This is a genomic window from Thalassococcus arenae (assembly GCF_019104745.1).
Taxonomy (GTDB): domain Bacteria; phylum Pseudomonadota; class Alphaproteobacteria; order Rhodobacterales; family Rhodobacteraceae; genus Thalassococcus_B; species Thalassococcus_B arenae.
Genome location: NZ_JAHRWL010000002.1, coordinates 254,890 through 280,339, shown reverse-complemented (window position 1 = coordinate 280,339; position 25,450 = coordinate 254,890). Strand labels below are relative to the sequence as shown.

The following is a 25,450-nucleotide window of genomic DNA, read 5'->3' as shown; positions in this document are numbered from 1 at the left end:
TCTCGTGACGATAATGGTTAGAAGTATTTACCAAAAATGGCACCTATTTATTGTTTTCTGCTCCCCCTTGTCTCCAAGCGTATGTTTTCACTTGCTTTTCCACGACCAGTGGCGCGACGGCGGCGTCGAAGCGCTTGAAGTGGTCGCTGGCCAGATGCGCCGCGAACGCGTCAGAATCGGTGTACAACTCGTACAGGAACACCTCGTCCCCCGGTCCGCCGCAGATGTCGAACTGCAGGCAGCCCGGTTCGGTCGCCAGCGAAACATCGGCCTGCTGCCGCATCGGCGGCAGGAACTCGGCCATCCGCCCCTTTGCGATCACGAAGGTGACGCACACGGCGAATATCGGTTGGTCGCTCTGGCTCATGCCGCCGCTCTCAGATCGACCCGCCGGGCGTCCCGCGCCGAGCGATAGGCGGCGTCGCAGGCGCGCATGACATGCAGGTAGTCCCCGGCAAGGTTTTCCGGCCGTGCGTTCTGGCGGATCGCGGCGACCACATGGGCGATCAACGCGGCCACGCAGCCGCCACCGAACGCGTCGCGGTCGACGGGATCGTTGATCGGCACCCTGTCGAACCTGTCCGACCCGAAGGCACGGAATGACAGCCGGCCATCGCCGTCCAGCCGCAGGACACCCGCTTCGCCTTCCAGCGTGAATTCGCCCATCGTGTGGCGGGGATCGGCCGCGACATGGTCGGCCAACCGGTTGCCGTCAAAGACCGAACGCGCACCACCGGCATGGGTCAGGATCATCAGCCCGTCATCTTCACCGGCGATCACCGGGTTCAGCCGGCGCAGGTCGGTATAGACGGTTTCGATATCGCCCAGAAGCCAGCGGAACAGATCGATGAAATGCACCGCGGTTTCGTGGATCAGCAGCCGCTCCATCTTCTGAAAGGCGGGCTGACGGTCGAGATAGGCGCGCGGTCCGCGGCCGTCGCCGGGGCGCAGCGCGAAATGCGCCTGCCAGACGCGCCCCATCTTGCCGCCATCAAGAAACGCCTTGACCGCGCGATACCAGGGCTGAAAGCGGAAATTCTCGTGGATAACGATCTGTGTGCCCGCCGCCGCGGCCGCGTCGATCACCGCGCCGGCCTCGGCCAGCGAGGTGCAGAACGGTTTCTGGCAGATGACCGTGCGCCTCGGCGCCAGAACCTGTCCGATCAGCGCGGCATGGGCAGACGGGGGCGCGACGATGTCGACCACGTCGGGCTTGTGCTCGGCCACGAGTGCGGCCAGATCGGTCGCCCCGGCCACACCCCGCGACGCGGCCACGCTGGCTGCACGCTCGGCATCCAGATCGCACACCGCGACCAGGTCGGCCCCGTCCTGCCGCTGCCACGCATCCAGGTGAAACCGGCTGAAATACCCAAGACCAACCGTGATGACACGCAAACCGGCCATGCTCAGCACTCCACCGGAAAGCGTTCTGCCAGCTCTGCCACCTGTGCGGCAGTCAGTGGCCGGGTCTGGTAACCCTGCAGCATCAGGAACAGCCTGGCGGTCTCCTCCAGTTCTTCGGTGGCATAGACCGCGTCACGCAGGCTCTTGCCGGCGACGACCGGCCCGTGATTGGCCAGCAGAACAGCGTGGTGGTCCGACGCCATCTCGCGCACTGCTTTTGCGAGGTCGACATCACCCGGCGGATAATACGGCACCAGCGGCAAGGTTCCGACGCGCATCGCGTAATAGGCGGTCAGCGGCGGCAGAACGTTGGCGTGGTCGATCCCGCACAGGCAGCTGACCGCGACCGAATGGGTGGAATGCAGATGCACGATCGCGCCGGCCCGCGGACGGCAGTCGTACATGGCGTTGTGCAGGAACGCCTCTTTCGTGGGCTTGTCACCGGAAACGTGGTTGCCCCGCGCATCCAGCTTCGAGATCGCCGCTGGATCGAGATCGCCCATCGACGACCCGGTCGGCGTCATCAGCCAGCCATCCTCCAGCCGCACCGAGATATTGCCCGTCGACCCGAATGTCAGGCCGCGGTCGAACAGCGACTTGGCCAATCGCGCGATGTCGTCTCTCAGCCGCGTTTCGCTCATGGCAACACCTCGAACGCTTTCACGAAGAAATCCGGGCTGCCGAAATTGCCCGATTTGAGCGCCAGCGCCACCGGTGCGTCCAGCGCCTGGCACCAGGGCACGCCGGGGTCGATTTCGGAACAGATGCGCAACGCCCGCACGCCCAACCCGTTCAGAACCGCGCCCGAGGTTTCACCCCCCGCCACGACCAGCCGTGTGCGGCCTGCCGCGACGAGCCCATTGGCGATTTCGGCTATGGTGTCTTCGACCATCGCGCCTGCCCTGTCGCGCCCGTATTTCGCCTGCATCGCCGCAACTTCGTCGGGGTCGGACGAGGCATAGATCAGCGGGATCGCATCGGTCGCGGCGGCAAAGGCCAATGCTTCTGCAACCACATCCGCGCCTGCCGCGATGCGGTCGACATCCAGCTTCAACACCGGCCAGCTATCCCGGACACGGGCGATCTGGCCCCGCGTCGCGGCCGAGCAGCTGCCCGCCAGAACCGCCGCACCGCCGGTCACGTCGGGCCAGTGCGCCGTGCCTTCGGCCGGCGCGTGGATGCCGAAATTCGCGGGCAGCCCCTTGGCCACCCCCGATCCGCCGGTGACCAGCGCCATGTCTGCCGCCGCCCGCCCGATGGCGCGCAGATCGGCTTCGCAGACCGCATCCACCACCGCGTACCGCCGCCCTTCGGCCACCAGCGCCCGTGCCGCGTCGGCAATCGCCTGCGGCCCTTCCATGACCACGGGCAAGGCGATCAGCCCCACGTCATGCGCCGATTGCGCCGACATCAGCCGCACCAGATCGCTATCGCGCATCGGGGTCAGCGGGTGATCCTTCATCGGGCTTTCGGACAGCAGCCGGTCGCCCACGAAAAGATGGCCCATATAGACCGACCGCTTGTTCACCGGGAAGGCCGGGCAGACAAAGGCCATCCCGACCCCCAACGCGTCGCCGAGCGCATCGGCCACGGGCCCGATATTGCCTTGCGCCGTGCTGTCGAAGGTCGAGCAATACTTGAAGAATATCTGCCGCGCGCCCAGCCCGCGCAGCCAATCGCAAGCCGCCAGCGATTGGCTGACGGCATCCGCGGGCGCGATGGTGCGCGATTTCAGTGCCACCACCACCGCATCCGCCCCCGCGACGACACCGGCATCCTCGGGCACCCCCAGCACCTGCACGACGCGCATGCCTTCGTTCACCAGCGTGACCGCGATATCCGTGGCCCCGGTATAGTCGTCGGCGATGATGCCCAGCATCAGGCTCATGGCTTACCCCCCTGCACGCGTGCCGTGACTTCTGTCGTCACGGCCCTGGTTCCCATGTCGCCGCCGAACTCCATCGGACGCAAGGCGTTGGCCTCGAACCCCGCCTGCACGGCGTCTTCGATCAGCTGCGCGGCATCGTCATAGCCTGCGACGCCCAGCCGTTCGGACAGGTAATCCAGCATCATCGCACCAGACAGAATTGCCGCCAGCGGATTGGCCTTGTCCTGCCCCATGATGTCGGGCGCACTGCCATGGGCAGGCTGGAAAAGTGCGTGGGCATCGCCGTATTCGCCGCAGGCCGCCATGCCCATCCCGCCGACCAGACCGCCGGCAAGATCGGACAGGATGTCGCCGAACATGTTTTCCATGACCAGGATATCGAAATCCCAGGGTTGGCGCACCAGGTCCAGCGCCTGCGCGTCGACATAGTTGTAGCCCGTTGCAATCGCGGGAAATTCGGCCTTTACCTCGTCAAAGATCCGGCGGAAGAACGCCATCGAGGCAAAGACGTTGGCCTTGTCGACGCAGGTCACGCGACCGCCCTTGCCGCGCGCCAGTCGCCTTTCGGCCAGCCGGAACCCGAAGCGGTGCAGCCGTTCGGTGACCGACCGGCTGATGCGCAGTGTATCGCGTACCTCGGTATCGGAAATCTGCGACCGGCCATGAACCGCCGCCGAATAGAACAGCCCCTCGGTGGATTCCCGCAAGATCACCAGATCGATGCCGGCTGCGCGCGCATCGGCCAACCGCTGCGGCGCGTTGGGATAGGCCTTGACCGGGCGCACACCGGCGTAGAGCTCGAACCGGTCGCGCAAGCGCAGATGCGGGCTGATTTCGGTGCCGTCGGCATGGCGCACCGATGGCAGACCGATCGCGCCCAGGAATATCGCATCCGCCTGCCCCGCCGCCTCTTCACCGCCGAGCTGGATATCTTGCCCGGTCTCGCGGAAATACGCGGCCCCCGCATCGATCTTGCGTGTTTCCAGCGCCGGCAAACCGCACCGTTGCAGCGCCGCGCCGACCACGGCCATTGTCGCCTCGGTCACGTCGACACCGATGCCGTCGCCTGGAACGAGTGTGATCTGGGCGGCTCGGGTCATAGCGGCGGCAATCCGTAGGTTTCGAGGATGTTGAGCAGTTCCCGCGCTGCGCGCTGGCGATGCGCGGTGAACACGGTCCGCGCGCCCTCGGCATCGCCGTTGCGCAGACAGGTCAGGATCTCGCGGTGCTCGGCGGTGGATTGGTGCGGCAAGGCGCGCATTTTCAACGTCACCATGCGCGCCCGATGCGCCTGATCGTAGAGCGATGCCGCGATCGCCGACAGCCGGGCATTGCCGTGCAGGTCCAGCAGCGCACGATGGAACCGGTCGTCGGCTTCGGCCCAGGCGCGCAGGTCTTCGGCGCTCAACGCGGCCTCCATGTCGCAGGTGGCGGTCTCGAGCGGGGCAAGATCGGCGGCCGAAGGGCTGCGCGCGGCCAGAACAGCCGCCGCGTGCGGCTCGAGCGCCGTCAGGATCTCGTAAATCTCGCGCATGTCATCGGCCACAACCGGCAAAACCCGCGCGCCCCGGCGCGGCACCAGTTCGACCAGCCCCTCGGCCTGCAACCGGATCAGCGCCTCGCGGACCGGCGTGCGGCTCATCCCCAGGCGCTGTGCGATATCGGGTTCCGGCGCCTGGAACCCGGCGGGCATCCGGTTGTTCAGGATTTCGTCCTTGAGCCTGACATAGGCATCGCTGACCCGCGACGACCGCGCCGATAGATCGACCGTATCCGACTGGCTGTCCGACATCGTTCCCCCTGCTGAGCACAACGCTAGGGCAGTCACAAATCCGCTGTCAAATTCTTTTATGAGTTTTTTAATGCATACATTAATTCAGTCCGTTTCCGACCCCTTCCGTCGCACAGAGGCGATGACAAGTCCCGCACCGATGGTCTACCGGTGGGGCAGACAAGGGAGAGCGCCATGCAGTTCGGCCTGACCGGAGAACAGGAGTTGATCGTCTCGACGGTGCGAGACTTCGTCGAGAACGAAATCTACCCGCACGAGGACATGGTCGAACGGACAGGCGCGGTGCCACGCGAACTGGGCGAAGAGATCAAGCGCAAATGCATCGAGCTGGGCTTTTATGCCTGCAATTTCCCCGAGGATGTCGGCGGCGCGGGGCTGAGCCACCTGGATTTCACGCTGGTTGAACGCGAATTGGGGCGCGGGTCGATGGCGCTTACGCATTTCTTCGGCCGCCCGCAGAACATCCTGATGGCCTGCCAAGGGGAACAGCGCGACCGCTACCTTTTTCCCGCGGTGCGCGGCGAACGCATGGACGCGCTGGCGATGACCGAACCGGGTGCCGGATCGGATGTGCGCAGCATGGCCTGCAGCGCTGTACGCGACGGCGGCGACTGGGTGCTGAATGGTACAAAGCACTTCATCTCCGGCGCGGAACACGCTGATTTCGTTATCGTTTTCGTGGCCACCGGTATCGACGAAACGACCCGCGGCCCGAAAAAGCGCATCACCTGTTTCCTGGTCGACCGGGGCACGCCGGGCTTCACCATCCGCGACGGGTATCGTTCGGTCAGCCATCGCGGCTACAAGAATTGCATCCTGGAATTCGACGATTGCCGCCTGCCCGACGCGCAGGTCCTGGGCGCCGTCGATGGCGGGTTCGACGTCATGAACGACTGGCTCTATGCCACCCGCCTGACCGTCGCGGCCTTCAGCGTCGGGCGGGCGCGGCGCTGTTTCGACATGGCGGTGGACTATGCAGCGCAACGCAAGCAGTTCGGCCAGCCCATCGCGAAATTCCAGGGCGTGAGTTTTCAGGTCGCCGACATGATAACCGAAATCGATGCAGCCGACTGGCTGACGCTGGCCGGTGCCTGGCGGCTGGACCAGGGCCTGCCCGCCAACCGCGAGATCGCGTCGGCCAAGCTGTATGCGACCGAGATGCTGGCCCGCGTGACCGACACCACCCTTCAGATCTTCGGCGGGATGGGGCTGATGGACGATTTTCCCATCGAACGGTTCTGGCGCGACGCGCGGGTCGAACGCATCTGGGACGGCACCAGCGAAATCCAGCGCCACATCATCGGGCGCGAATTGTTCCGGCCGCTGGGCGCCTGAGATGTCGCTCGAACGGCTCTTGCGGCCGCGTTCGGTCGCGGTGATCGGCGGCGGCACCTGGTGCGCCAACGTGATCGAACAGTTGCACAAGATCGGTTTCGACGGCCCCGTCTGGCCGGTGCATCCGACGCGCCAACAGGTCGGCGGCCTGCCCGCCTTCACCGCCATCGCCGACCTGCCCGGCGCACCCGACGCCAGTTTCATCGGCGTGAACCGCGCAACCACCATCGAGGTTCTGCGCGCCCTGTCGGCGCGCGGCGCCGGCGGCGCGGTGTGTTTCGCATCGGGCTATCGCGAAAGTGCAGCCGAAACCGGCGATGGCGGCGCCTTGCAACAGGCTTTGCTGCAAGCCGCCGGCGACATGGCGATCCTCGGGCCCAATTGCTATGGCTTTGTCAATGCGCTGGATCGCGCCGCGCTTTGGCCCGACCAGCATGGCTGTGTGCCCGTGGAACGCGGCGTCGCGCTGATCACGCAATCGTCCAACATCGCCATCAATCTGACGATGCAGCGCCGGTCGGTGCCGCTGGCCTACGTGGTGACGGCGGGCAACCAGGCGCAGACCGATCTGGCGCGGATCGGCAGAACGCTGCTGGCCGATGACCGGGTCACCGCGCTTGGCCTGCATATCGAGGGCATCGCCGACCTGCCCGCGTTCGAGGCATTGGCCGGCGAAGCCCGCGCCCGCGGCAAGCGCATCGTGGCGCTCAAGATCGGAGCGTCGCAGGCCGCGCAGGCGGCCACGGTGTCGCACACCGCCTCGCTGGCGGGATCGGATGCGGGCGCGCGCGCGCTGTTCGACCGTCTGGGCGTCGCGCGGGTCGATACGCTGGCTGCGCTGCTGGAAACGCTCAAACTGCTGCATGTCGCCGGGCCGCTGGCGTCGCGGCGCATTGCGTCCCTGTCCTGTTCCGGCGGCGAAGCCAGCCTGATGGCCGACAGCCTCCTGGGTTGCGACCTGGAGTTTCCGCCGCTGAACGAGACGCAGAGACAGTCCCTGCGCGCCGCGCTTGGACCCAAGGTCGCGCTGGCCAATCCATTGGATTATCACACTTATATCTGGGGCGACCGGGCGGCGATGACCGCCTGCTATGCGGCGATGCTGGACCCGGCGCTGGCGCTTGGCGTGATCGTGGTCGACTTTCCCCGCGCCGACCGCTGCGATCCATCGGCCTGGGACGTGGTGATCGATGCCGCAGCAGACGCGCAACGGCAATGCGGGGTGCCGGTGGCGCTGTTGGCCAGCCTGCCCGAAACCATGCCCGAAGACATCGCCGGTCGGATCATGGCGGCCGGGCTGATCCCGCTTTGCGGTCTGACCGAAGGTCTGGCCGCGATCGAGGCGGCCGCGTGGCTGGGCCGCGACTGGACCACCCCCGCCCCTGTCCTGCCTTCCGGTCCGCTTGAGGCGACGCGGTTGCTGACCGAGGCCGAAGCCAAGGCGGCCTTGGCGGATTACGGACTAGCCGTCCCCCGGGGCGGTGCGGCGCACAGCCCCGAGGCGGCCCGAGCCCTGGCCGCCGCAATCGGCGCCCCCGTGGCGCTCAAGGGTCAGGGCGCCGCCCACAAGACCGAGGCCGGCCTGGTCGCGCTGAACCTCGCGACGCCCGACGCCGTGGCGGCCGCGGCCCAATCCATGCCTGCCCAGGCATTTCTTGTCGAGGAGATGATCCCCGGCCCAGCCGTCGAATTGATCGTCGGCATCCTGCGCGACCCGGCGCATGGCTTTGTCCTGACACTGGGTGCTGGCGGCACGCTGACCGAATTGCTGGGCGACAGCGCTTCGCTGCTCTTGCCTGCGACCGGGGCCGAGATCGCCGCCGCCCTGGACCGGTTGCGCATCGCCCCGCTGCTGGCCGGCTGGCGCGGCGCCCCACCCACCGACCGCGCCGCGATCCTGCACGCGGTGACGGCGGCGCAGGCCTATGCGCTGGACCATGCCGCCGATCTGGTGGAACTTGAGGTCAATCCGCTGCTTTGCACGCCCGACCGGGCGGTCGCAGTGGATGCCCTGATCCGACTGGGAGACCCGGAATGAGCGACAGCCCGATCCGCACCGAACGCCGCGGCCATGTGCTCGAGGTCACGCTGGACCGGCCCAAGGCCAACGCCATCGACCTGGCCACCTCGCGCCTGATGGGCGAGGTGTTCACCGATTTCCGCGACGACCCGGACCTGCGCGTGGCGCTGCTGACCGGCGCGGGAGAGAAATTCTTCTGCCCCGGCTGGGATCTGAAAGCCGCAGCGGACGGCGACGCGGTCGACGGCGATTACGGCAAGGGCGGTTTTGGCGGCCTGCAGGAATTGCGCGGGCTGAACAAGCCGGTTGTCGCCGCGGTGAACGGCATCTGTTGCGGCGGCGGGCTGGAACTGGCGCTTTCGGCCGACATCATCCTGGCCGCCGACCACGCGAGCTTTGCGCTGCCCGAGATCCGGTCGGGCACGGTGGCCGATGCCGCCAGCGTCAAGCTGCCCAAGCGCATCCCCTATCACATCGCGATGGAGATGCTGCTGACCGGGCGCTGGATCGACGCAGAGGAAGCCGCGCGTTGGGGGCTCATCAATCGCGTGGTGCCGGCGACGGACCTGATGGCGCAGGCACGCGAGATGGCCGATCTGCTCGCCGCCGGCCCGCCGCTGGTCTATGCCGCGATCAAGGAAATCGTGCGCGAGGCGGAAGACATGAAATTCCAGGACGCGATGAACCGGATTACCAAAAGCCAATTCGAGACGGTCGAGCAGCTCTATCGGTCCGAGGATCAACTGGAAGGCGCGCGGGCATTCGCGGAAAAGCGCGATCCGGTCTGGAAGGGGCGGTAGAGCAATTCCAGGGGCGCAAGCCGCGCATCATCGGGCCGCGGTGCGGCGATCCGACGGAGGTGGCTTGGCGGTTTATCGTGACGCTCCGCACGCCGATTGAACGACGCGCCCAGCCTCGCCAAATCGCCGTGCCGGGGGGCGGCTCGTCGATGCGCGGCGCCCTGCGGGCTTGTTTCCGCGCCTGGCGCTCAAAACCGCCGCGGCACCAGCCCCTGCTGGAACCACGTTACCGCCGAGTAGATCGAGAACACCGGCAGCCCCGTCGCTGCCCGGATGTCGCCCGCGTAAGGCACCATGTTGGTGCATTCCAGAACGATGGCGCCGACCTCCGGGTGCGATTCGATCAGCGCCCTGGCGGCGTCGATGTTGTCCTGCCGCGCCAATTCCACATCCAACGTCAGTTCGTCGCCCAGGATCGCCCGGGTGAATTCGCGCCCGCCTTCGGTGGTGCCGATGGGCGTACCTTCGGGCACCTGCGCGCGGGCGAGGTGCTCGGCCGTCAGCGCGCTGGCCGAGATCGTCAGCACGCCTGCCACCTTGCCGGGCGGCAACAGCCGGTTCACCAGCGCCACCTGCATCAAAGACGAGGTCATCACGGGCACCTCCAGCGCGGCCGACAATTCGGGCTGGAACAGCGACAGGAACCCGCAATTGGTGGTGATCCCGTCCGCACCGTCGGCCACCAGCGCGCGCCCGGCTTCGATGAACGCATCCAGCAGCCCCGGCGCGCCCTGCCGCACCACGCGATCGGGCGAGGCGCCGCGCACCACCCGGTAATGAACGGGAAAAGGCCAGCTCAGCGCGTTGCCCATGTCGCCGGGAATCCGGGGAAACCGCGCCTGCAGCATCAGGATGCCGACGCCCGCGCCATAGACCGCCTTGCCACCGGTGACCTTCATCGCCGTTCTCCGCAATTGACAGCCCAGCATCGGCACAACCAAGCTGCGGCACAAGGGGGAGCGGATGACGGACACCAACCAACTGACCGGCGCCGAGGCGATGGTGCGCATGTTGCAAGCCTACGGTGTGCGGCACATGTTCGGATTGTGCGGCGACACCACGCTGCCGTTCTATGACGCGCTGGCACGACTCGATCACGGCATCACGCATATCCTGACGCGCGACGAACGCCACGCCGCCTACATGGCCGATGGCTATGCCCGCGTGACCGGACGGCCGGGCGTCTGTGAAGGTCCGTCGGGCGGCGGGGCGACATACATCCTGCCGGGGCTGGTCGAGGCCAACGAAAGCTCGATTCCCGTTCTGGCCATTACCACCGACGTCGCCACCACGTCGCGCGGGCGGTACCCGCTGACGGAACTGGATCAGCCTGCACTGTTCGCCCCGGTGACCAAGTGGTGCACCGCGCTGGACAGTGCCGCGCGTCTGCCCGCGGCGGTGCGGCAGGCCTTTCGCGCCATGACCACCGGCAGGCCCGGCGCGGTGCACCTCGCCCTGCCCTTCGACACCCAGAAAGCACCGGTCGACCCCGGCGAGGTCTGGGCCGATGCCCGGCACAAGACCTATCCGGCCGACCGTGCGGCGCCCGACAGCGACGCCATCCAGGCTGCCGCCGACCGGCTTGCGCGGGCGGAAAACGCGGTGATCGTCTGCGGCGGCGGGCCGGTCATCGCAGGCGCCTTTGCCGAATTGGCGGCGCTGGCCGAGTTGCTGGACATCCCCGTGGCGACCACCGTGTCGGGCCAGGGCGCCATTGCCGAAACGCATCCGCTGGCCGTGGGTGTCATCGGCTCGAATGGCGGAGTGCCGGCGACCCGCGCCGTCCTGGATGGCGCCGACCTCGTCGTCTTTGTCGGCTGCCGTGCCGGGTCGGTCACCACGGAACGCTGGCGCTCGCCCCCGCCGGGCACGCCGATCATCCATATCGATGCCGACCCGATGGTGCCGGGCGCCAATTACGACACCGAAATCGCGATCTGCGCCGATGCGAAACTGGCTCTGAGCGCGCTGGTCGATACGATGCGCCACCTCAAAACCCAGCCTCAGAACGGCGCCACCCGTGCCCGCAAGGCCTGGATCGACAAACATGCCGGTTTTGCCCCGCTGGCCGCCAGCACCGATCGCCCCATCCGCCCCGAACGGGTGATCCGCGCCTTGCAGGACCTGCTGGATGACGATGCCACCCTCGTCGCCGATCCCGGCACGCCCTGCCCCTATGTCTCGGCGCATTACCGCTGGCCGCGGGCGGGACGCCACTTCATCACCAACCGCGCGCATGGCGCCCTGGGCTATGCGCTGGCTGCCGCGATGGGCGCCCATGTCGGCCGTCCGGGCGTGAAAACCGTGGCGCTGATGGGCGACGGGTCGTTCAACTTCTGCTGCGGCGAACTTGAGACACTGGTACGCTATAACATGCCGATCACCATGATCGTCTTTTCCAACGCCACGTTCGGCTGGATCAAGGCCGGGCAGAATGCCGGGTTCGGACAGCGCTTTTACAATGTCGATTTCGGCCGCACCGATCACGCTGCGGTGGCGCAGGCCTTTGGCGTCCGGTCCTGGCGCGTCGAAGATCCCGGCGCGCTGACCGGCACTCTGAAATCGGCTCTGGCCCATGATGGCCCCAGCCTGGTCGACGTCATCGCGCAACCCCTGCACGAGGCCGCCGCGCCGGTGTCGGAATGGATCGCGTGAATGGCGGCGTCATCACCGGCTACGACGTCTGGCACCTGGCCCTGCCGGTGACCGCACGCCGCGACCACGGCATCGGTTCGGTCGCGGGAACGGTCGAGGTGATCGTTCTGCGCCTGACTGCGGAAAACGGCGCCGAGGGGTGGGGCGAGGCCAGCCCCTGGGTGGTCTTCACCGGTTCGCCCGAGGCCAGTTTCGCCGCGCTCGACCGCTACATGCGGCCGCATGTGCTGGGCCGCGACGTGGCGGATCGCGCGGCGATCCTGGCCGACGCGTCCCGCGCGGTGGTGCATTGCACCGAAGCCAAGGCGGCGCTGGACAGCGCGTTGCACGACCTGGCCGGGCAGATCGCAGGACAGCCGGTTTGGGCTTTGCTGGGCGGCGACGCGCCCGCACCGATTCCGCTGTCCTGTTCCATCGCCAACCCGGACTTCGAGGCCGACAAGGCGCTGTTGCGGCGGCTGTCCGAAGACGGCGTGCGGATAGTCAAGCTCAAGGCCGGTTTCGCCGGGCCGGACTTCGACGTGATGCGCTGCGCCCATATCCGCGACCGCCATCCCGAGATGGCCCTGCGCATCGACTACAACCAGGGTCTGACGCGCGAGGCGGCGCTGGTCGAGGTGCCCGCCATCGCGGCCTTTGCCCCCGATTTCATCGAACAGCCCGTCGCGGCAGGCGACTGGGACACGATGCGCGATCTGCGCGACCGGCTGGATATCCCCCTGCTGGCCGATGAATCCGTCTTCGGCCCCGAGGACATGGCGCGCGCCATCCGCGAGGGTCTTTGCGACGGCGTGTCGGTCAAGATCATGAAGACCGGCGGGTTGAGGCGCGCGCAAAAGGTGGCGCGCATGGCCGCCGATGCCGGGCTGCTGGCCTATGGCGGCGACATGTTCGAAACCGGGCTTGCGCATCTGGCCGGCGCCCACATGATCGCCGCCACTCCGCAGATCACGTTGGGATGCGAATTCTACCAGGCGCGCTACTACCTGGCCGAAGACCTGCTGGCCGCGCCCTTTCCCTGCGAGGGCGGGCAGGTCTCATTGGGGAATGGGCCTGGGCTGGGTATCGCACCGGACATGGACAAGATCGCCCGTTATGCGCTTGATGGCCCCGGAGGGACGACATGACCACCAACGCCAAACACGTGGCCGTCATCGGTGCCGGGATCGTCGGCGTGTCGACGGCGATCTGGGCGCTGCGCGACGGGCACACAGTCACCTTGATCGACCGCAAGGGCCCCGGCGAAGGCACCAGCCACGGCAATGGCGGCGTGCTGGCCAGCGCCGCGGTTGTGCCTGTCACCGTGCCCGGGCTGTGGCGCAAGGCGCCGCGGATGCTGCTGGACCCGAACCAGCCGCTGTTCCTGAAATGGCGCTACCTGCCCCGGCTGATGCCCTGGCTGCTGCGCTACCTGTCCCACGCCAACACCGCCGCGGTCGAGGCGCGCGCCGCCGCGATGGCGCCGATCATCGGCGACAGCCTGGCCGACCACCAGGCGCTGGCCGCCGGCACCGGCGCCGAGAAATGGATCGTGCCGGGCGATTACGTCTACGTCTACAACGACCGCGCGCATTACGAGGGCGATGCTTTCGGCTGGGACATTCGCCACCGTCACGGCTTTGACTGGCAGGTGATCGAGGGCGACGCCCTACGCGCCTACGATCCGGCCCTGTCGCCCGCCTACAATTGCGCGGCGGTGCTGCCCGACCATGGCCGGATCACCGACCCGGGCCGCTACGTCAAGGATCTCGCCGCCCATGCCGAACGCCGTGGCGCCCGCATCGTGACCGGAGAAGTCACGGATTTCGTACGCGAAAACGGCCGGTTGACCGGATTGCGGGTGGCGGGCGAAACGCTGGCCTGCGACAGTGCCGTCTTGGCCACCGGCGCCTGGTCCGGCCCGCTGGCCGCCAGACTGGGGATCAAGCCGCAACTGGAATCCGAACGCGGCTACCACCTGGAATTGTGGGAACCCTCGGTCATGCCCCGGGCTCCGATCATGGTCGCGGCGCAGAAATTCGTGGCCACGCCGATGGAGGGCCGATTGCGGCTGGCCGGTATCGTCGAGTTTGGCGGGCTGGATGCGCCGCCTTCGCGCGCGCCGATCGACTTGCTGCGCCGATCGATCCGCACCGCGCTGCCCGGCATCACCTGGACCCGCGAAGTCGAATGGATGGGCCATCGTCCGTCGATCTCGGATTCCGTGCCGCTGATCGGCGAAGCACCCGGCCTGAAAGGCGCCTTTGTCGGGTTCGGGCACGACCATGTCGGCCTGACCGGCGGGCCCAAGACCGGGCGGCTGTTGGCGCAGATCATCGGCGGGCGCAGTCCCAACATAAACCTTGCGCCCTATGCCCCCTCTCGTTTTCAGTGAAGACATAACCAAGAACCAACCAGGGAGACGACCATGAAGACCTTGACCAAATTGCTGGCCGCCACGGCGCTGGCCGGCGCGGCGACCGCCGCCACAGCCGAAAAATGGGACATGCCGATGGCCTATGCGGCCAGCAATTTCCATTCCGAAGTGGGCGCCAATTTCGCCAAATGCGTGACCGACGGCACCGGCGGCGATCTTGAGATCGTCACACATCCCTCGGGCTCGCTGTTCTCGGGCAACGAGATCAAGCGCGCGGTGCAGACCGGACAGGCCAATATCGGCGAACGCCTGCTGTCGGCGCATCAGAACGAAAACCCGCTTTACGGCGTCGATTCCATCCCCTTCCTGGTGTCGTCCTTCGACGAGCACGAAAAGCTGTGGGAGATCGCCGGGCCCAAGGTGGGCGAGGTCCTGCACGAGGACAACCTGCACTATCTGTATTCCGTGCCATGGCCGCCGCAGGGCTTTTACTTCCGCGATCCCGTGCAGTCGGTCGCCGACATGAAGGGCGTCAAGTTCCGTTCGTATTCGACCGCGACCGCGCGACTGGCCGAATTGACCGGCATGCTGCCGGTGCAGATCGAGGCCGCCGAGATCAGCCAGGCCTTCGCCACCGGCGTGGCGGATTCGATGATTTCCTCGGGCGCCACCGGCTATGACCGCAAGGTCTGGGAGCATCTGGGCTATTTCTACGAGGTCGATGCCTGGCTGCCGCGCAACGCGGTCTTCGTGAACCTGGACGCCTGGAACGGGCTGTCGGACGAGACCAAGGCGGTGATGAACGACTGCGCCGCCAAGGCCAAGGCCGAAGGGTTGCAGCGTTCCAAGGACTATACCCAGTTCACGCTGGACGGCCTGAAGGAAGGCGGCATGACCGTCGAACGCGCCTCGGACACGCTGGTCGAGGAACTCAAGGTGATCGGTGCCACCATGACCGACGAATGGCTGGCCGAGGCCGGCGAGGCCGGCAAGGCCATCGTCGACGCCTACAAAGCCGGCAACTGACGCCAGACCGGGCGGGCCGCACGCCGCGACCCGCCCGACCGGATCGGGACAGGGACATGGATTTCGACGCCTTTCGCGAAAGCGAACGGGCGGGCTGGAATGCCCGCGCCGCGCTGTATGACGGTGCCACCGCCCAGGCGACGGTGCAGTCGATACCCATGCTGCTGCACATGGTCCATGTCTATCCGGGCGCGCAATTGCTGGATGTCGGTTGCGGGCCGGGTTACCTGGCCGGGGCCGCTGCCGCGCTTGGGGCGCAGGTCACCGGCGTCGATTTCGCAGACGACATGGTGGCCGCGGCACATGCACGGTTTCCCGGACTGCGCTTCGACAGCGGCGACGCGCTGTCGCTGCCCTATGCCGATGCCAGTTTCGACATCGTGGCCAGCAACATCGTGCTGTTCCACGTCACCGATCCCGCCCGCGCCATTGCCGAGGCCGCGCGCGTGTTGCGCCCCGGCGGGCGCTTTGCCTTCAGCCAGTGGCTGGGGCCGGACAGTTCGGACCTCTACCGCGAGCTGTTCGCGGTGCTGAACGACCACGCCGACCTGTCCCGCGCCGATCCCGCGCCCGATGCCTATGCGCTGTCCGAACCCGCCCAGGCCCGCGCTGCGCTGGAAGCGGCGGGGTTCGAGACGGTCGAAACCAAGGTCGTGCAGAACATCCTGCGCGCGCCGGACGGCGATTTCTTCGACTTCTTCATGCAGTTCGGCGTTCGGGTGCCGCTGATCGTGGCGGCGCAGGACGCCGACGTGCAGTCGCGCATCCGCGCGGCGATGACCGACCACATGGCGGCCTACAGAAAACCCGGCGGGTTCGAAGTGCCCATGCCCTCCATTCTCTTCTCGGGACAGAAATCATGAAAGCGATCCGCAAGACGCTCGACGCGCTCTACCTGGCCGGCGGCATCATCGCCGCAGTCTTCCTCATCCTGATCCTCGCCATAATCGTGGCGCAGATGCTGGCGCGGTGGACCGGTCAGGTCTTTCCGGGCGCCACCGATTATGCCGGGTACTGCATGGCGGGCGCGTCGTTCTTCGCCTTCGCCTACGCGCTGAACCACGGCGCGCATATCCGCGTGTCGCTGTTCCTGTCCGCGCTCGGCCGGCACCGCAGATGGGGCGAGGTCTTCTGCTTTGCCATCGGCGCCATCATCGCCACCTGGGTCGCGCGCTACGCGATCAAGGGCGCCTACTGGTCCTGGAAGCTGAACGAGAAAAGCCAGGGGCTGGACGCAACCCCGATCTGGATCCCGCAGATCTCGATGGTGGCAGGCACGGTGCTGCTGGCCATCGCCTTCTGGGATCACCTGATCCGCCTGCTGGTCAGCGGCCAGCACGGCATGCTGAACGCGAACCGGGCGGAGTAGGACCATGGAACAGCTGGCCCCGATCGCGATCTTCCTCTTCGTTCTCTTCATGCTGCTGGGCTCCGGCGTCTGGGTCGGCCTGGCCCTGATGGGCGTGGCCTATGTCGGCATGGACCTGTTCACCACCCGCCCAGCGGGCGATGCGATGATCACCAAGGTCTGGACCACCTCGTCCAGCTGGACGCTGACCGCGCTGCCGCTGTTCATCTGGATGGGCGAAATCCTGTATCGAACACGATTGTCCGAGGACATGTTCCGCGGCCTGTCACCCTGGATGGCCAAGCTGCCCGGCGGGCTGGTGCATACCAACATCGTCGGCTGCACCGTCTTCGCCGCGGTGTCGGGATCGTCGGCGGCGACGCTGACGACCGTGGGCAAGATGTCGATCCCCGAACTGCGCAAGCGCGACTATCCCGAGAAGATGGTCATCGGCACGCTGGCGGGCGCAGCGACGCTGGGGCTGATGATCCCGCCCTCGCTGACGCTGATCGTCTATGGCGTCACGATCAACGAAAGCATCACCAAGCTGTTCATGGCCGGCGTCTTTCCCGGCCTGGTGCTGGCGGGGATGTTCATGGCCTATGTCGCCATCACCTCGAAACTGTCCAAGGATTTCGATCCCAAGCCCGAACCGCCGATGACCTTCGGCGAACGGCTGGCCAATTCGCGGTTCCTGATCCCGGTGATCTGCCTGATCCTGGTGGTGATCGGCTCGATGTATCTGGGCTTTGCCACGGCGACCGAGGCGGCCGCCTTTGGCGTGATCGGCGCGTTTCTGCTGGCCGCGCTGCAAGGCTCGCTGAACTGGGACACCTTCACCGAAAGCCTGATGGGCGCGGTGCGCACCAGCGCGATGATCGCCCTGATCCTGGCCGGCGCCGCCTTTCTGTCGCTGTCGATGGGGTTCACCGGCCTGCCGCGCGGGCTGGCCGACCTGATCGCCAGCTTCGAGCTGACCCGGTTCGAGCTGCTGATGGCGCTTTTGGTCTTCTACATCGTGCTGGGCTGTTTCCTGGACGGCATCTCTTCGGTGGTGCTGACCATGGCGGTGGTCGAGCCAATGATCCGCGAGGCAGGGATCGACATCATCTGGTTCGGCATCTTCATCGTCGTGGTTGTGGAAATGGCGCAGATCACGCCGCCCATCGGCTTCAACCTGTTCGTGCTGCAAGGCATGACCAATCACGAGATGAACTTCATCGCCCGCGCGGCGATCCCGATGTTCCTGATCATGGTGCTGATGGTCTTCGTGCTGATCTGGTTCCCGGAACTGGCCACCTGGCTGCCGGAGAACATCCGGCAACGGAATGGCTAGCGCGGCTGTGGCTCCAAGTGCCAGCCGCGACATCGACGGGCCGGGGATTGTCGATCCGCGGGTCGAGCCTCGGGCTTTATCGTGCAGCCCCGCGAGCTGCCGACACGATGCGGTAGCCCCACCAAATCGACAGGCCGCCGGACGGCCCGTCGATGGCGCGGCGCCCTGCGGGCTTGATTCCACGCCGAAACGGCACCCGACATGATCGCCCTCCTCGGCCTCGCCGCGCGGCACGGGCGCTGGATGCTGGTGGCCGGGCTGGCGGCGGGGCTGGGCCTGCCCGGCGTGGCGGCGGCGCTGAAACCCTGGCTGCCGGAACTGGTGACCGCGCTGATGTTCGCGGCCGCGCTTCGGATCGGACCGGACCGGGCGTCGGGCGCGCTTGGCGCGCTGCGTGGGCTGGCCGGGATGGTGGCGCTCTACCAGGTGGTTCTGCCACTGGCCGTTGCGGCCATCGCGCTGACCTTGGGCGTGCTTGAAACGCCGGTGGCCATGGCGCTGCTCTTCGTCGCCGCCGCGGCCCCCATCGCGGGCAGTCCGAACCTGACCATCCTGTCGGGCGGCGACCCCCTGCCCGCCCTGCGGTTTCTGGTGGCCGCCACTTGCGTGCTGCCGCTGACGGTTCTGCCGGTCTTCGCATTGGCTCCCGCCCTGGGCGGCGCGGGCGCGGTGGCCTGGGCCGCCTTGCGCCTGACCGTCGTCATCCTCGGCGCCACCGCCGTGGCCTTTGCGATCCGCCGGTTCGTCCTTCCCGATCCCGGACCGCGGGGCATCGCCGCCATCGACGGCGCTTCGGCGATCCTGATGGCTGTGGTGGTGGTCGGCCTGATGGCGGCAGCCGGCCCGACCCTGCGCAGCGATCCGGTGCTGTTCCTGGCCTGGCTCGCGCTGGCCTTCGCGGTCAATTTCGGCCTGCAGCTGATGGCGCTGGCGGCCCTGCGCGGGCATCCCGACGCGACCCCGCTGGCGATTATCGCAGGCAATCGAAACATCGCGCTGTTCCTCGTGGCCCTGCCGCCTGCTGTCTTCGACCCGCTGTTGATCTTCGTCGCCTGCTACCAGATCCCGATGTACCTGACGCCGCTGGTCATGGGGCCCCTCTACCGGCGCCTGAGCGCCTGATTTTTGGGCAATGCGCCTGTCCTCGGACGGCTCGACACGGGCTGCGCTTGCAGGTGTCCCTGCATTGCGCTTTTCTGCACCGCAGCATGACCAGCAAGCTCTCCATCGTCGTGGTCGAAAAGGACCGCGACCGCGCCATCCAGATCGTCGATGCCCTCAAGGCCGAGGCCGACCACGATGTGTTTGTCATCGGGGACGAGTCGGGGCTTGCCCGGCAGATCGCGGCCCGCGCCCCCGATATCGTGCTGATCGACGTCGAAAACCCGTCGCGCGACATGCTCGAGGAACTGACGTTGGCCTCGGGCCCGCTGGACCGCCCAGTGGCGATGTTCGTTTCGGGCGCCGGTGGCGGTCTGGCCAAGGCAGCGGTCGAGGCCGGTGTGTCGGCCTATGTCGTGGACGGGCTGAAACCCGAGCGGCTCAAGCCCGTGATGGACGCCGCCATCGCGCGGTTCCAGATGTTTCGCCAGATGCGCACCGAACTGGCCGCCACGCGCCGCGCGCTCGAGGAACGCAAGCTGATCGACCGCGCCAAGGGGCTGCTGATGAAGGCGCGCGGCATCTCCGAGGACGAGGCTTATGCGCTGCTGCGCAAGACCGCGATGGACCAGGGCCGCAAGGTCGCCGACGTGGCCGAGGCGCTTGTGACCGCGGCGGGGCTTCTGGGATGAAGGGCGTGACGCTCAGCGCCGGCTTCATCCCGCTGGTCGACGCCGCCCCGCTGATCGTCGCCCGTGAAATGGGATTCGCAGCGACCGAGGGGCTGGACCTGCATCTGCTCCGCGCGCCGTCCTGGTCGTCGTTGCGCGACATGCTGGCCTTCGGCCAGGTCGACGCCGCGCACATGCTGGCGCCCGTCCCCGTCGCCATGGCGCTTGGGCTGGGCGGCATGGCGACACCGATCGACGCGGTCATGGTTTTGTCGTTGAACGGCACCGTGATCGGCGTCAACGCCACGCTGGCCGAAATCATGCGCGAGGCCGGGCATGGCTTTGGCTTCGACGATGCGACGACCGCCGGGCGCGCACTGGCCGCAGCGGCGCCCGGCGGGTTGCGCCTGGGTGTGCCGTTTCCGTTTTCCATGCACGCGTTGCTGGTGCGCTACTGGCTGGGGGCGATCGACCCCGCCTTGCAGGCCCGGATCGCCATTCGCACCGTGCCGCCGCCCCTGATGGCCGACGCGTTGGCCAGCGGCGAGATCGACGCGTTCTGCGTCGGTGAACCCTGGGGGTCCATCGCCGTGGAACGCGGTGTGGGCGACTTGCTGCTGCCCGGCGTCGCGATCTGGCAAAGCGCACCGGAAAAGGTGCTGGCCGTGCGCCGCGACTGGGCCGAAACCGAACGGTCGCTGCTTGGGCGGCTGATGCGCGCCTGCTGGCGCGCCGGCCGCTGGCTGGCCCTGCCCGGCAGCCGCATCACCGCCGCCGAAATCCTGGCCCGGCCCGGCTATCTGGACATGGCGCCGGAAATCATCGACCGCGCGCTAAGCGGCCGCCTGCTGGTCAGCCCTCGTGGCGACCAGCGCGCCGTGCCGGGCTTCGTCGGCTTTCACAACAGCAGCGTGCCCTTTCCGTGGCGCAGCCAGGCGGCGTGGATCGGCGCACAATTGGCGGCCCAGCATGGGCTTGACCGCGGGCCGTCCATCGCCGCGGCCAAGGCGGTTTTCCGCAGCGATCTGTTCCGCGCCGAGATCGCCGAAACCGGCGCCGACATGCCCGGGGCGTCCGAGAAACTGGAAGGCGCGGTTTCCGAGCCCACTGCCGTCGCCTCGGGTCGCGGTGGGCTGATTCTGGCGCCGGACCGCTTTTTCGACGGCGCGATTTTTGATCCCACCGGCTGATCCTGCACGGTTTTTGTGCACTCGCAGCGAGCAATTGCTGCATTGCAGAATAAAACCGTGCCCGACTCGTTTTTCTTCTGGGCACGCAGCCTTCTTGCAGTCACCCTGATCGTGCAGGCGGGCAATGACGTTCGCCGAATCGAATTCTTCCCGACGATCGGGAAACCCTGAGCAAAGCCGCTCGTTCCTGTGCCCTCCTCCCCGGCGCAGGTTCGGGCGGCTTTTTGTTTGCCGGCAGCCTGTTGCCGGCGCGACCTGAGAGGACACGGAATGAAGAACCTGCTGCTCGCTCTGACCACCACCACGGCCATGGTCAGCCCCGCCCTCGCGGAAATGCTGGAACTCGAAAAGGACGAACTGACCTTCGGCTTCATCAAGCTGACCGATATGGCCCCGCTGGCCGTGGCCTACGAGCAGGGATATTTCCTGGACGAAGGTCTGTTCGTCACGCTCGAGGCCCAGGCCAACTGGAAGGTGCTGCTGGACGGCGTGATCGACGGGCAGCTCGATGGCGCGCACATGCTGGCGGGCCAGCCGCTGGCCGCCACCATCGGCTACGGCACCGAAGCCCATATCATCACGCCGTTTTCGATGGACCTGAACGGCAACGGCATCACGGTGTCGAACGAGGTCTGGGAAAAGATGCTGCCGCACATTCCCAAGATGGATGATGGCCGCCCGCAACACCCGATCTCGGCAGCGGCGCTGGCCCCGGTGGTCGAGGAATTCCGCAACCAGGGCAAGCCGTTCAACATGGGCATGGTCTTCCCCGTTTCGACCCACAATTACGAATTGCGCTACTGGCTGGCTGCCGGCGGTCTGAACCCGGGCTTCTACAGCCCCGAAAACGTCACCGGCCAGATCGGCGCCGATGTGTTCCTGTCGGTCACCCCGCCGCCGCAGATGCCCGCCACGCTCGAGGCCGGCACCATCTACGGCTATTGCGTGGGCGAGCCGTGGAACCAGCAGGCTGTGTTCAAGGGGATCGGCGTGCCGGTCATCACCGACTACCAGCTGTGGAAGAACAACCCCGAAAAAGTCTTTGGAATAACGGCAGAATTCGCCGAGCAATATCCCAACACCACCCTCGCCGTGACCAAGGCGCTGATCCGCGCCGCGATCTGGCTGGACGAGAACGACAACGCCAACCGGCCCGAAGCCGTCGAAATCCTCAGCCGCCCCGAATATGTCGGCGCCGATTACGAGGTGATCGCCAACTCGATGACCGGCACCTTCGAATTCGAAAAGGGCGACAAGCGCGAGATCCCGGATTTCAACGTCTTCTTCCGCTACAACGCCACCTACCCCTTCTATTCCGATGCCATCTGGTACCTGACCCAGATGCGCCGCTGGGGCCAGATCGCCGAGGCCAAGCCCGACAGCTGGTATGACGAGGTCGCGCGCAAGGTCTACAAGCCCGAGATCTACCTCGAAGCGGCGCGCCTGCTGGTCGACGAAGGCCTGGCCAACGAAGCGGACTTCCCCTGGGACAGCGATGGCTACAAGGCACCGACACCCGCGGCCGACATCATCGACGGCATCCCCTATGACGGCCGGTCGCCCAACGCCTACCTGGAAAGCCTGCCGATCGGGCTCAAGGGCGAACAGATCGTCGTGGGCAACGAAGTCCAGGGCTAACCGAAACCTCTACGGGATGGCGGGCGGGGCGATGCTCTGCAAGAGCGAGCGGCGCCCACCGTCCCCGGCAAGGAGCAACAGAGCATGACCACCGTCGACCCGGATTTCGCCGCATCCGCCGCCCGCGAGGCCCGCCGCGAACGACTTTTCACTCGCATCAACACCGCGGACAAATGGTTCAACGTGCTGGGCCTGAGCTGGGTGACGCCGATCCTGCGCGCCGCCGCCGGAGACAACCCGCAAGCCCAGGTCAAGGAAATCTGGCGCCTGCTGGCGATTCCCCTGCTGGCCATCGCGGCTTTCCTGCTGCTCTGGGGCACGCTCGCGCCCAAGGTGCAAACCTCGCTCGGCGCCGTGCCGGGACCGGCCCAGGTCTGGGAACAGGCGGTATTCCTGCACGAGGACGCGCGGGCCAAGGGCGCCCAAAAGGCCGATTTCGACGCCAAGGTCGCCCAGCTGAACGAACGCCTGATCGCGCAGGGCAAGGAACCCAAGGAACGGGCCTTCACCGGCGCGCCGACCTATTACCAGCAGATCTGGACCTCGATCAAAACCGTGTTCTTCGGCTTCCTGATCGCCACTGCGGTCGCCGTTCCGCTGGGCATCGCGGCAGGCCTGTCGAAAACCGCCAATGCCGCCCTGAATCCGCTGATCCAGATCTTCAAGCCCGTCTCGCCGCTGGCCTGGCTGCCTATCGTGACGATGATCGTCTCGGCGGTCTACGTCACCCAGGACGGCTGGTTCGCCAAGTCCTTCCTGATCTCGGCCATTACCGTGACGCTTTGTTCGCTCTGGCCCACGCTCATCAACACCGCGCTTGGCGTGGCCAGCATCGACAAGGACCTGGTCAACGTCTCGAAGGTGCTCAAGATGAACACCTGGACCAAGATCACCAAGCTGGTCCTGCCTTCGGCCCTGCCGCTGATCTTCACCGGGTTGCGGCTGAGCCTCGGTGTCGGCTGGATGGTGCTGATCGCCGCCGAGATGCTGGCGCAGAACCCCGGCCTGGGCAAGTTCGTCTGGGACGAATTCCAGAACGGCTCCAGCCAGTCGCTCGCCAAGATCATGGTCGCGGTCTTCACCATCGGCATCATCGGCTTCCTGCTGGATCGGCTGATGTACGCGATCCAGTCGATGTTCACCTTCTCAAACAACCGGTGAGCGCCATGACAAGCACCGCACCCGTGATCGAATTCAAATCCGTCTCGAAAAGCTTCGGCACCGGGATTCACCGCACCGACGTCCTGCGCGACATCTCGCTGACCGTGCAAGAGGGCGAATTCCTGGTTCTGCTGGGCTTTTCCGGCACCGGCAAGACCACGCTGATCAACCTGATGGCCGGGCTGGAAATGCCGACCAGCGGCCAGGTGCTCTACAAGGGCGCGCCGGTTACCGGGCCCGGCCCCGAACGCGGCGTGATTTTCCAAAGCTATTCGCTGATGCCGTGGCTGACGGTGAACGGAAATGTGGGCTTGGCGGTCGACACGATGTTCCGGCATCTCGGCAAGACCGAACGCGCCGCCAAGGTGGCCCATTACGTCAGGATGGTCGGCCTCAGCCACGCCGCGTCGCGGCGCCCGGCCGAGCTTTCGGGCGGCATGCGCCAACGCGTCAACGTCGCCCGCGCCCTGGCCATGGATCCCGAGGTTCTGCTGCTGGACGAACCGCTGTCGGCGCTGGATGCCCTGACCCGCGCCAACCTCGCCGACGAGATCGAGGCGATCTGGGAGGCCGACAAGAAGACCTGCGTGCTGATCACCAACGATGTCGACGAGGCGATCGTCCTGGCCGACCGGATCATCGCGCTGAACCCCGACGGCACGTTGGGCGAGGAATTCAAGGTCACAATCCCCCGCCCGCGCGACCGGTCGGAAATGAACCATGACGACACGTTCAAGGCCCTGCGCGCCAAGGTCACGACCTACCTGATGGATGTGGGCATCGAAGCCAAGATCGAGGGCACGCGCCTGTTGCCCGACGTCATGCCGATCCACGGCGTGCCGAGTGTCGTGAAAGAAGCGCAGGAAGGCTTGCTGGACGAACGCTTCCTCGACTTCTCGCAACTTCACAAGGTCTATCCCACGCCGAAGGGCCCCTTGACGGTGGTCGAGGATTTCAACCTGAAACTGGATCGCGGTGAGTTCATCAGCCTGATCGGCCATTCCGGTTGCGGCAAGTCCACCGTGCTGACCATGGCCGCAGGTCTGAACGAGATCTCCAAGGGCGCGATCAAGCTGGATGGCCGTCACGTCGAGGGCGCCGATCCGGAACGCGCCGTGGTGTTTCAGTCGCCGTCGCTGTTTCCCTGGCTGACGGCCAAGGAAAACGTCGCCATCGGCGTCGACAAGGTCTATCCCCGCGCCTCCCAGGCCGAACGCCAGGACGTGGTGGAATACTACCTCGAACGGGTCGGCCTGGGCGACGCGATGGACAAGCCCGCAATCGATCTGTCCAACGGCATGAAACAGCGCGTCGGCATCGCCCGGGCCTTTGCCCTGTCGCCCAAGCTGCTGCTGCTCGACGAACCTTTCGGGATGCTCGACAGCCTCACAAGGTGGGAGCTGCAGGAGGTGTTGATGGAGGTCTGGTCCCGCACCAAGGTCACCGCGATCTGCGTCACTCACGACGTTGACGAGGCGATCCTGCTTGCCGATCGCGTGGTGATGATGACCAACGGCCCGCAGGCCACGATCGGCAAGATCACCAATGTCGACCTGCCGCGCCCGCGCAGCCGCAAGGCGCTGCTGGAACATCCCGATTACTACAAGTATCGGCAAGAGGTGCTTGATTTCCTTGAGGAATACGAACACGGAAATCAATCCAAGCACGCCTCTGGCGCGACACCGAAAACCAAACCGGCCCCCAAGGCCATCGCGGCGGAGTGACAGAC

At 66.5% G+C, this 25,450-nt stretch carries 23 protein-coding genes; 16 read left to right on the top strand and 7 right to left on the bottom strand.

Going from position 1 to position 25,450, the window contains the following annotated elements:
* Positions 1–43: 43 nt before the first annotated feature.
* The 6 genes from KUH32_RS12695 to KUH32_RS12670 are packed head-to-tail and all read right to left on the bottom strand — an operon-like array spanning position 44 to position 5,084.
* Entirely contained in the window at positions 44–367 is a 324-nt protein-coding gene (locus tag KUH32_RS12695) for a putative quinol monooxygenase (RefSeq protein ID WP_254899161.1), read from the bottom strand.
* Entirely contained in the window at positions 364–1,404 is a 1,041-nt protein-coding gene (locus KUH32_RS12690) for a Gfo/Idh/MocA family protein (RefSeq protein WP_217778916.1), read from the bottom strand. Before KUH32_RS12690 ends, KUH32_RS12695 begins: the two co-directional genes overlap by 4 nt.
* A gap of 2 nt (positions 1,405–1,406) precedes the next feature.
* Positions 1,407–2,045: a 3-oxo-tetronate 4-phosphate decarboxylase gene (gene otnC / locus KUH32_RS12685; RefSeq protein WP_217778914.1), complete on the bottom strand. Its 639-nt coding sequence runs from the start codon at positions 2,043–2,045 to the stop codon at positions 1,407–1,409.
* Positions 2,042–3,292 carry a 3-oxo-tetronate kinase gene (gene otnK / locus KUH32_RS12680; RefSeq protein WP_348541117.1) on the bottom strand — a complete coding sequence of 417 codons (1,251 nt, stop codon included), beginning with the start codon at positions 3,290–3,292 and terminating at the stop codon, positions 2,042–2,044. Before otnK ends, otnC begins: the two co-directional genes overlap by 4 nt.
* Positions 3,289–4,392 carry an isocitrate/isopropylmalate dehydrogenase family protein gene (locus KUH32_RS12675; protein WP_217778912.1) on the bottom strand — a complete coding sequence of 368 codons (1,104 nt, stop codon included), beginning with the start codon at positions 4,390–4,392 and terminating at the stop codon, positions 3,289–3,291. Before KUH32_RS12675 ends, otnK begins: the two co-directional genes overlap by 4 nt.
* Entirely contained in the window at positions 4,389–5,084 is a 696-nt protein-coding gene (locus KUH32_RS12670; protein WP_217778911.1) for a GntR family transcriptional regulator, read from the bottom strand. Before KUH32_RS12670 ends, KUH32_RS12675 begins: the two co-directional genes overlap by 4 nt.
* A 174-nt stretch (positions 5,085–5,258) precedes the next feature.
* Here KUH32_RS12670 and KUH32_RS12665 point away from each other — a divergent pair, with 174 nt between their 5' ends.
* From KUH32_RS12665 to KUH32_RS12655, 3 genes are read left to right on the top strand one after another with little or no spacing between them, the layout of a single operon-like run.
* Positions 5,259–6,419, top strand: a complete 1,161-nt coding sequence (locus KUH32_RS12665; protein WP_217778909.1) for an acyl-CoA dehydrogenase family protein — start codon at positions 5,259–5,261, stop codon at positions 6,417–6,419.
* A gap of 1 nt (position 6,420) precedes the next feature.
* Positions 6,421–8,457, top strand: a complete 2,037-nt coding sequence (locus KUH32_RS12660) for an acetate--CoA ligase family protein (protein ID WP_217778907.1) — start codon at positions 6,421–6,423, stop codon at positions 8,455–8,457.
* Positions 8,454–9,239, top strand: coding sequence for a carnitinyl-CoA dehydratase (locus tag KUH32_RS12655; protein WP_217778905.1), 786 nt, complete (start codon positions 8,454–8,456; stop codon positions 9,237–9,239). The genes KUH32_RS12660 and KUH32_RS12655 overlap by 4 nt, the downstream gene beginning before the upstream one ends.
* 188 nt (positions 9,240–9,427) lie before the next feature.
* On the opposite strand, the gene KUH32_RS12650 is transcribed toward KUH32_RS12655, so the two are convergent.
* Entirely contained in the window at positions 9,428–10,138 is a 711-nt protein-coding gene (locus tag KUH32_RS12650) for an aspartate/glutamate racemase family protein (RefSeq protein ID WP_217778903.1), read from the bottom strand.
* A 64-nt stretch (positions 10,139–10,202) separates the two neighbouring features.
* Between KUH32_RS12650 and KUH32_RS12645 the strand changes: the two genes are divergently transcribed.
* The 13 genes from KUH32_RS12645 (at position 10,203) to KUH32_RS12585 (ending at position 25,445) form a co-directional block, all read left to right on the top strand.
* The gene (locus tag KUH32_RS12645; RefSeq protein WP_217778901.1) at positions 10,203–11,894 is read left to right on the top strand and encodes a thiamine pyrophosphate-binding protein; all 1,692 of its coding nucleotides are present in this window, start codon (positions 10,203–10,205) and stop codon (positions 11,892–11,894) included.
* Positions 11,882–13,021: an enolase C-terminal domain-like protein gene (locus KUH32_RS12640; protein WP_217778899.1), complete on the top strand. Its 1,140-nt coding sequence runs from the start codon at positions 11,882–11,884 to the stop codon at positions 13,019–13,021. Before KUH32_RS12645 ends, KUH32_RS12640 begins: the two co-directional genes overlap by 13 nt.
* Positions 13,018–14,268: an NAD(P)/FAD-dependent oxidoreductase gene (locus KUH32_RS12635; RefSeq protein ID WP_217778898.1), complete on the top strand. Its 1,251-nt coding sequence runs from the start codon at positions 13,018–13,020 to the stop codon at positions 14,266–14,268. Before KUH32_RS12640 ends, KUH32_RS12635 begins: the two co-directional genes overlap by 4 nt.
* 33 nt (positions 14,269–14,301) lie before the next feature.
* Positions 14,302–15,276, top strand: coding sequence for a TRAP transporter substrate-binding protein (locus tag KUH32_RS12630; RefSeq protein WP_217778896.1), 975 nt, complete (start codon positions 14,302–14,304; stop codon positions 15,274–15,276).
* Between the two features lie 56 nt (positions 15,277–15,332).
* The gene (locus KUH32_RS12625; protein WP_217778894.1) at positions 15,333–16,139 is read left to right on the top strand and encodes a class I SAM-dependent methyltransferase; all 807 of its coding nucleotides are present in this window, start codon (positions 15,333–15,335) and stop codon (positions 16,137–16,139) included.
* The gene (locus KUH32_RS12620; RefSeq protein ID WP_217778892.1) at positions 16,136–16,645 is read left to right on the top strand and encodes a TRAP transporter small permease; all 510 of its coding nucleotides are present in this window, start codon (positions 16,136–16,138) and stop codon (positions 16,643–16,645) included. Before KUH32_RS12625 ends, KUH32_RS12620 begins: the two co-directional genes overlap by 4 nt.
* Before the next feature lie 4 nt (positions 16,646–16,649).
* Entirely contained in the window at positions 16,650–17,960 is a 1,311-nt protein-coding gene (locus KUH32_RS12615) for a TRAP transporter large permease (RefSeq protein ID WP_217778890.1), read from the top strand.
* 201 nt (positions 17,961–18,161) lie between these two features.
* Positions 18,162–19,082 carry a hypothetical protein gene (locus tag KUH32_RS12610; protein ID WP_217778889.1) on the top strand — a complete coding sequence of 307 codons (921 nt, stop codon included), beginning with the start codon at positions 18,162–18,164 and terminating at the stop codon, positions 19,080–19,082.
* Positions 19,083–19,168: 86 nt separating this feature from the next.
* Positions 19,169–19,753, top strand: coding sequence for an ANTAR domain-containing response regulator (locus KUH32_RS12605; protein WP_217778887.1), 585 nt, complete (start codon positions 19,169–19,171; stop codon positions 19,751–19,753).
* Positions 19,750–20,922: a CmpA/NrtA family ABC transporter substrate-binding protein gene (locus KUH32_RS12600; protein WP_217778886.1), complete on the top strand. Its 1,173-nt coding sequence runs from the start codon at positions 19,750–19,752 to the stop codon at positions 20,920–20,922. Before KUH32_RS12605 ends, KUH32_RS12600 begins: the two co-directional genes overlap by 4 nt.
* 270 nt (positions 20,923–21,192) lie before the next feature.
* Entirely contained in the window at positions 21,193–22,560 is a 1,368-nt protein-coding gene (locus tag KUH32_RS12595; RefSeq protein WP_217778884.1) for a CmpA/NrtA family ABC transporter substrate-binding protein, read from the top strand.
* Positions 22,561–22,644: 84 nt separating this feature from the next.
* A complete protein-coding gene (locus KUH32_RS12590) occupies positions 22,645–23,721 on the top strand; it encodes an ABC transporter permease (protein WP_217778882.1) in 1,077 nt (358 codons plus the stop codon).
* Between the two features lie 5 nt (positions 23,722–23,726).
* Positions 23,727–25,445, top strand: coding sequence for an ABC transporter ATP-binding protein (locus KUH32_RS12585; RefSeq protein WP_217778880.1), 1,719 nt, complete (start codon positions 23,727–23,729; stop codon positions 25,443–25,445).
* Positions 25,446–25,450 lie beyond the last annotated feature (5 nt).

Coding starts and splice junctions, on each gene's coding strand:
- KUH32_RS12615 (WP_217778890.1), top strand. CDS start 16,650: ATGGAACAGCTGGCCCCGATCGCGATCTTCCTCTTCGTTCTCTTCATG.
- KUH32_RS12660 (WP_217778907.1), top strand. CDS start 6,421: ATGTCGCTCGAACGGCTCTTGCGGCCGCGTTCGGTCGCGGTGATCGGC.
- KUH32_RS12650 (WP_217778903.1), bottom strand. CDS start 10,138: ATGAAGGTCACCGGTGGCAAGGCGGTCTATGGCGCGGGCGTCGGCATC.
- KUH32_RS12670 (WP_217778911.1), bottom strand. CDS start 5,084: ATGTCGGACAGCCAGTCGGATACGGTCGATCTATCGGCGCGGTCGTCG.
- KUH32_RS12610 (WP_217778889.1), top strand. CDS start 18,162: ATGATCGCCCTCCTCGGCCTCGCCGCGCGGCACGGGCGCTGGATGCTG.
- KUH32_RS12620 (WP_217778892.1), top strand. CDS start 16,136: ATGAAAGCGATCCGCAAGACGCTCGACGCGCTCTACCTGGCCGGCGGC.
- KUH32_RS12695 (WP_254899161.1), bottom strand. CDS start 367: ATGAGCCAGAGCGACCAACCGATATTCGCCGTGTGCGTCACCTTCGTG.
- KUH32_RS12655 (WP_217778905.1), top strand. CDS start 8,454: ATGAGCGACAGCCCGATCCGCACCGAACGCCGCGGCCATGTGCTCGAG.
- otnK (WP_348541117.1), bottom strand. CDS start 3,292: ATGAGCCTGATGCTGGGCATCATCGCCGACGACTATACCGGGGCCACG.
- KUH32_RS12665 (WP_217778909.1), top strand. CDS start 5,259: ATGCAGTTCGGCCTGACCGGAGAACAGGAGTTGATCGTCTCGACGGTG.
- KUH32_RS12600 (WP_217778886.1), top strand. CDS start 19,750: ATGAAGGGCGTGACGCTCAGCGCCGGCTTCATCCCGCTGGTCGACGCC.
- KUH32_RS12675 (WP_217778912.1), bottom strand. CDS start 4,392: ATGACCCGAGCCGCCCAGATCACACTCGTTCCAGGCGACGGCATCGGT.
- KUH32_RS12625 (WP_217778894.1), top strand. CDS start 15,333: ATGGATTTCGACGCCTTTCGCGAAAGCGAACGGGCGGGCTGGAATGCC.
- otnC (WP_217778914.1), bottom strand. CDS start 2,045: ATGAGCGAAACGCGGCTGAGAGACGACATCGCGCGATTGGCCAAGTCG.
- KUH32_RS12640 (WP_217778899.1), top strand. CDS start 11,882: ATGGATCGCGTGAATGGCGGCGTCATCACCGGCTACGACGTCTGGCAC.
- KUH32_RS12585 (WP_217778880.1), top strand. CDS start 23,727: ATGACAAGCACCGCACCCGTGATCGAATTCAAATCCGTCTCGAAAAGC.
- KUH32_RS12630 (WP_217778896.1), top strand. CDS start 14,302: ATGAAGACCTTGACCAAATTGCTGGCCGCCACGGCGCTGGCCGGCGCG.
- KUH32_RS12590 (WP_217778882.1), top strand. CDS start 22,645: ATGACCACCGTCGACCCGGATTTCGCCGCATCCGCCGCCCGCGAGGCC.
- KUH32_RS12645 (WP_217778901.1), top strand. CDS start 10,203: ATGACGGACACCAACCAACTGACCGGCGCCGAGGCGATGGTGCGCATG.
- KUH32_RS12605 (WP_217778887.1), top strand. CDS start 19,169: ATGACCAGCAAGCTCTCCATCGTCGTGGTCGAAAAGGACCGCGACCGC.
- KUH32_RS12595 (WP_217778884.1), top strand. CDS start 21,193: ATGAAGAACCTGCTGCTCGCTCTGACCACCACCACGGCCATGGTCAGC.
- KUH32_RS12690 (WP_217778916.1), bottom strand. CDS start 1,404: ATGGCCGGTTTGCGTGTCATCACGGTTGGTCTTGGGTATTTCAGCCGG.
- KUH32_RS12635 (WP_217778898.1), top strand. CDS start 13,018: ATGACCACCAACGCCAAACACGTGGCCGTCATCGGTGCCGGGATCGTC.